Raw genomic sequence first — 5,965 nt, 5'->3', positions numbered from 1 at the left:
GGGGGCGGCGCCCCCGCCCGCCGCGGCCGCGCCGCGGCGCAGGAAGCCGCGGCGGTTCGAACCTTGCAGAGTCACCAAGACCTGGGCTCCTTCGTCGAGGAGGTGCGGGGCGGGCGGTACGCGCTGATCATCGCGGCCCAAGTGGTGTGGCAGGCAAGCAGGATGTGAACGGAAGGTGACCGGCGGCGTAAGGCTTCGACCTCCGCGAAACGTCGCACCCGGCAGGCGCAATGGGGCCGAACGTCGGTCCCTGCTGACACAATGGGGCCGTGAGCACGACTGACATCGACGGCCCCGACCGCACCGACGACCCGGAGTTCGAGCGCGCCCGCGCCCGCGTCGAGGAACTCGCCCCGGAGGTCACCGAGCACCGCCGCCGCTACTACCGCGACGACGCGCCCACCGTCTCCGACAGCCAGTTCGACGAGCTCATGCACGAGCTCGTCGACCTGGAGACCCGCTACCCGGAGCTGAAGAAGAACGACTCGCCCACCGAGGTCGTCGGCACCTTCTCCGAGGCGTTCGCGCCGGTCGTGCACCTGGAGAAGCTCCTCAGCCTCCAGGACGTCTTCAGCACCGAGGAGGTCGCGGCCTGGGCCGACCGCATCACCGCCGAGGTCCCCGGCGAGCGGTACCTGTGCGAGGTCAAGATCGACGGCCTCGCCGTCGACCTCGTCTACGAGAACGGCCGCCTCGCCCGCGCCGCCACCCGCGGCGACGGCATCACCGGCGAGGACGTCTCCGCGAACGTCGCCACCATCGCCGCCGTCCCCCAGCGCCTCACCGGCACCGACGACTTCCCCGTCCCCGCCCTCCTCGAAGTCCGCGGCGAGGTCTACTTCCCGACCGCCGACTTCACGCGCCTCAACGAAGCCCAGGTCGAAGCCGGCAGGGCCCCGTTCGCGAACCCCCGCAACGCCGCCGCCGGGTCCCTGCGCCAGAAGGACGCCGCGAAGACCGCCGAGCGGCCCCTGTCCTTCATCGCCCACGGCCTCGGCGCCCTCCAGGGCTTCGAACCCGACTCCCAGTCCCACTCGTACGCCGCCCTCGACGCCTGGGGCCTGCCGACGAGCCCCTACTGGGAAGTCGTCCCCACGATCGACGAGGTCTTCAAGTACATCGAGCGGTTCGGCGAGCAGCGGCACAAGCTCGTCCACGAGATCGACGGCATCGTCGTGAAGATCGATCGGATAGGCGTCCAGCGCCGCCTCGGCGCGACCAGCCGCACCCCCCGCTGGGCCGTCGCCTACAAGTTCCCGCCCGAGGAGGTCAACACCCGCCTCCTCGACGTCAAGGTCTCCATCGGCCGCACCGGTCGCGCCACCCCGTACGCGGTCCTCGACCCGGTCCGCGTCGCCGGCTCCGAGGTCGAGTTCGCGACCCTCCACAACGCCGACCAGGTCAAGGCCAAGGGCGTCCTCATCGGCGACATCGTCGTGGTCCGCAAGGCCGGCGACGTCATCCCCGAGATCGTCGCCCCCGTCGCCGCTGCCCGCACCGGCGCCGAGACCGAGTTCACGATGCCCGAGCGCTGCCCCGAATGCGACTCCGTGCTCGCCCCCGCCTCCGAAGGCGACGTCGACCTGCGCTGCCCCAACGCCCGCCACTGCCCCGGGCAGCTGCGCGAGCGCCTCGCGTTCCTCACCGGCCGCTCCTGCTTCGACGTCGACCGCATGGGCTACATCGCCTGCTCGGCCCTCGTCCAGCCGCTCGACTCGGCGCCCGTCCTCGCCGACGAGGGCGGCGTCTTCGACCTGGAGATGGACGAGCTCCTGCCGATCCGCGTCGTCGTGCGCGACCCCGACACCGGGCTCCCCAAGATCGACGAGAAGACCCAGGAGCAGAAGGTCGTCACGCCCTTCGCCCGCCAGCCCGACAAGAAGACCGGCGAGATCCTCCCGCGTAAGAACGCCGAGGAGATGCTCCAGAACCTGGAGACGGCCAAGTCCCAGCCGCTGTGGCGCGTCGTCAACGCCCTCTCGATCCGCCACGTCGGCCCCGTCTCCGCCCAGGCCCTCGCCGAGCACTTCCGGGACCTCGACCGGATCGCGACCGCCGAGGAGGCCGAGATCGCCGGCGTCGACGGCGTCGGGCCCACCATCGCCGCCGCCATCAAGGACTGGTTCGCCGTCGACTGGCACCGCGAGATCGTCGAGCGCTGGCGCGCGGCGGGCGTGCGGATGCAGGACGACGCCCCGGACCCTTCGGAGGCGCTCCCGCAGACCCTGGAGGGCGTCACGGTGGTCATCACCGGCGGCATCCCCGGCTACACCCGCGAGGGCGCGGCCGCGGCCGTCAAGGCGCGCGGCGGCAAGTCCACCGGTTCGGTCTCGAAGAAGACCGGCGCGGTCGTCGCGGGGGAGAAGCCGGGGTCGAAATACGACAAGGCCGTCGAGCTCGGCGTCCACGTCGTTCAAGGCGAGGACTTCGGCCGTTTTCTGGAGGAAGGTCTGCCCGTTCCCGAAATGCAAAACGACGAGATCGAACCAGAATGATCACAAGTCGGTAACGATCCGTATTCCATTCGGGGGGGAAGCTCGTTAGAACAAGGCAGAGTCATCTCGTGGAAGCTTGCTCCTCACCGCGCACGCGGTACGGTCCGGCCCGCCCGAAGGGGCCGCCGGGTCCGAAATCGACCTCGGGAGACCCTGCCGCCGACGTGCGGATAACGGTTTCTGTCACGGACATGTCGCGCCTGGTCACAAGTGTGCCGCATGTGCCCCCAGCGTTGTCTGGGAGCGAAAATCGCGATATGACAGAGGAGTCGGCCACGACCGACCCGAGGTGATTCTGGCGCGTCGCCGCGGGACGGTGTGGCAGTGGGAGGAGCGATATGGCCACGACGCTCATGCGCAACACTGCGCCCAGAGAGCATCCAGGCCGGTACTACGGCTACATGTCGGCCGTCGCCGTGCTGGCGATCGCCGTCGCCGGGTTCACCGCCGTGCGCTCGGGCGCATTCGACGGCGGGCTCTTCAGCGTGCCCTTCGCGTTCTGGCTCACCGCCGGGCTCGCGCTGGTCGCCGAGTTCCGCCCCAACCGCTGGGGCGGGCTGTGGATGTCGCCCATCGCCTCGATCTACCTCGTGTACGCGCTCGCCACCATGATCACCTGGGGCTTCCTCCCCGCCCTGGTGGTCCAGTCGGCGGCCGTCACGCTCCTGTGCGTGCAGATCCGCGCCTCTGCTTGGAGGACCATCTTCAACGTCTCGCAGCAGGGGCTCGCCCTCTGCGTCGCCTGGTACGTCTGGGACGCCCTCAGCGGATCCCCGACCTGGGGCGGCACGCCCCTCCAGATCCTGGCGATCTTCGCCGCCGGGACGGCCTGGCCGCTCGTCAGCAGCGCCCTCGTCGCCTACCGCCAGTCGCTGCGCACCGGCGAGCGCTTCCTCTACCTCACCTGGCAGTGGCTCAAGAGCGAATGGGCCCTGCGCGCCACCCAGATCGCCATCGCCCCGATCCTCGCGACCGCCGCGATGTCCTCGTGGTGGCTCGTCGCCGCCTCGGCGATCCCGATCTTCAGCGTCTACCGCATCCTCCAGACCGCGGCCGACCGCGAGCGCGAGGCCGACCACGACCCGCTCACCGGCCTGCTCAACCGCAAGGGCTTCCAGGAGGTCGTCGACGGCAAGCTGGCCGACGCGGCCGAGACGAAGACGGCCGTCGCGCTGCTCATCCTCGACCTGGACCGCTTCGCCGACGTCAACTCCGCGCTCGGCCACGAGGTCGGCGACCAGCTCCTGGTGGAGCTCGCGAAGCGCTTCACGACCGACATCCCGCTCGGGAAGAAGATTGCGCACCTCGGCGGCGACGAGTTCGCGTTCGTGTGGTCCGAACTGGACGGCATGACCGACCCGATGGAGTGCGCCCGCGAGATCCGCGCCCGCCTGGACGCGCCGATCGTCCTGGGCGACGTGAGCCTCGAAGTGGACGGCTCGGTCGGCATCGCGGTCTTCCCCGACGACGGCCCCGACTTCCAGACCCTGTTCCGCCACGCGGACATCGCGATGTACGAGTCGAAGCAGCGCGCCGGGACCTACACCCGCTACGGCGCCGAGTTCGACCACCACTCGCCCGAGCGCCTCCACCTCCTCGGCGACCTGCGCCGCGCCCTCGACCACCCCGACGCCCCCGGCGTGAACCTCTTCTACCAGCCGCAGGTGCGCCTCGTGGACGGCGAGGTGATCGGCGCCGAGGCCCTGCTGCGGTACAGCCACCCCGAACGCGGCGTCGTCAACCCCGCCGAGATCATCGAGACCGCCGAGCACTCCTCGGTGATGCGGATGCTCACCGAGCGGGTCGTGGACATCGCCCTGCGCCAGCTGCGGACCTGGCGCGAGGCCGGGTACGACCTGCGGATGGCCGTGAACGTCTCGGTGCGCGACCTCCAGTCGCCGGAGTTCACCGACTTCCTGACCGAGCGCATCGACGCGTACGGCGTCAACGCCAAGCGCCTCCAGCTGGAGATCACCGAGTCGGCGCTCATGGCCGACCCGCGGCGGGTGCTCCAGAACGTGCAGCGCCTCTCCGACCTCGGCGTGGGCATCAGCCTCGACGACTTCGGCACCGGGTTCTCCTCGATGCAGCACCTGCGCCGACTCCCGGTCACCGAGATCAAGATCGACAAGTCGTTCGTGACGACCCTGTGCGACGACCCCGACAACGCCGCGATCGTCTCGACCACGATCGACCTGGGCCGGGCCCTGGACGTCGAGGTCGTGGCCGAGGGCGTCGAGGACGAGAAGGTCCGCCGCCAGCTGGAGAGCTGGGGCTGCCACGCGGGCCAGGGCTGGCACTTCGCGAAGCCGATGAGCGCCGACGCGTTCGAGCGCTGGATGGCCGAGCAGCGCAAGGAAGACTAAGGGCCACAAGGGAGTCCGTGTAGACCTCTCGACCTGGCGCGGGAACTTCCCGAACGCTGCTCGCGAATGTCGGTGCCCTGTGCAAAGCTGAGGCCATGAACATCGCTGTCAACGACGACGTGCTCGCCTCGTTCGAGCCGCACCGGCGCGAGCTGTGCGCCTACGCGTACCGGATGCTCGGCTCCTCCTTCGAGGCCGAGGACGCCGTCCAGGACGCGTTCACGCGGGCCTGGAAGTCCTACGCGTCCTTCGAGGGCCGCTCCTCGCTCCGCTCGTGGCTCTACAAGATCACCACGAACGTCTGCCTCGACATGCTCAAGGGCCCGCAGCGCCGGGCCCGGCCGATGGACCTGGCCCCGGCCTCCGACGCGGGCACGCCCCTGCCCGCGCCCGAGCCCGACTACCTGTGGGTCGAGCCCATCCCCGACTCCCTGGCCTTCGGCGCCGACCCGGCCGCGGCCGCCGAAGCGAAGGACACGCTCCGCCTCGCCTTCGTCGCCGCCGTCCAGCACCTGCCCGCCAAGCAGCGCGCCGTCATGCTCATGCGCGAGGTCCTCCGCTTCTCGGCCGCCGAGACCGCCGAGGCCCTCCACATCAGCCCCGCCTCCGTCAACAGCGCACTCCAGCGCGCCAAGGCGACGATGGAGAAGGTCCACGCCACTCCGACCCCGACCGTCGCCATCGACGACGCGGAGGTCCGCAAACTCGTCGACGGCTACGTCAGCGCCTTCGAGGCCTACGACATGGACGCCCTCACGGCCCTCTGCACCCAGGACGTCGCCCTCTCCATGCCCCCGTTCCCCCTCTGGGTCCAGGGCCCCGCCGGCGTCGCCGAATTCATGCTCGGCACCGGCTCCGCCTGCCGCAACTCCCGCCTCGTCCCCGTCGGCGCCAACGGCCTCCCCGCCTTCGGCCACTACAAGCCCTCCGACGAGCCCGGCCTCTGGACCCCCTGGTCCATCACCGTCCTCGAACTCACCGACAACAAGATCGCCGGCCTCAACTACTTCCTCGACACCGTCCGCCTCTTCCCCTTGTTCGGCCTCCCCACCGAATACCGCGAATAGGTTCCGCGAACGCCGACGGCCGCCCCGCGTTATTTGC

At 70.2% G+C, this 5,965-nt stretch carries 3 protein-coding genes; all 3 read left to right on the top strand.

The window, feature by feature from the left end; genetic code table 11:
- Positions 1-269 precede the first annotated feature (269 nt).
- Positions 270-2,495, top strand: a complete 2,226-nt coding sequence (gene ligA, locus DI269_RS14210) for an NAD-dependent DNA ligase LigA (RefSeq protein WP_232822750.1) — start codon at positions 270-272, stop codon at positions 2,493-2,495.
- A 338-nt stretch (positions 2,496-2,833) separates the two neighbouring features.
- Positions 2,834-4,861 (top strand): putative bifunctional diguanylate cyclase/phosphodiesterase, encoded by a 2,028-nt coding sequence (locus tag DI269_RS14205; RefSeq protein ID WP_112136904.1) that lies wholly within the window; start codon positions 2,834-2,836, stop codon positions 4,859-4,861.
- Between the two features lie 95 nt (positions 4,862-4,956).
- Positions 4,957-5,928: a sigma-70 family RNA polymerase sigma factor gene (locus DI269_RS14200; RefSeq protein WP_112136902.1), complete on the top strand. Its 972-nt coding sequence runs from the start codon at positions 4,957-4,959 to the stop codon at positions 5,926-5,928.
- Positions 5,929-5,965 lie beyond the last annotated feature (37 nt).

The sequence above is a fragment of the Glycomyces dulcitolivorans genome (assembly GCF_003265355.1).
Classification (GTDB): Bacteria; Actinomycetota; Actinomycetes; order Mycobacteriales; family Micromonosporaceae; genus Glycomyces; species Glycomyces dulcitolivorans.
Note: the sequence above shows the minus strand (reverse complement) of the source record. Positions and strands in the feature narration are given on the sequence as shown.

Excerpts from the sequence above, each read along its gene's own strand:
- DI269_RS14205 (WP_112136904.1), top strand. The coding sequence starts at position 2,834 with ATGGCCACGACGCTCATGCGCAACACTGCGCCCAGAGAGCATCCAGGC.
- DI269_RS14200 (WP_112136902.1), top strand. The coding sequence starts at position 4,957 with ATGAACATCGCTGTCAACGACGACGTGCTCGCCTCGTTCGAGCCGCAC.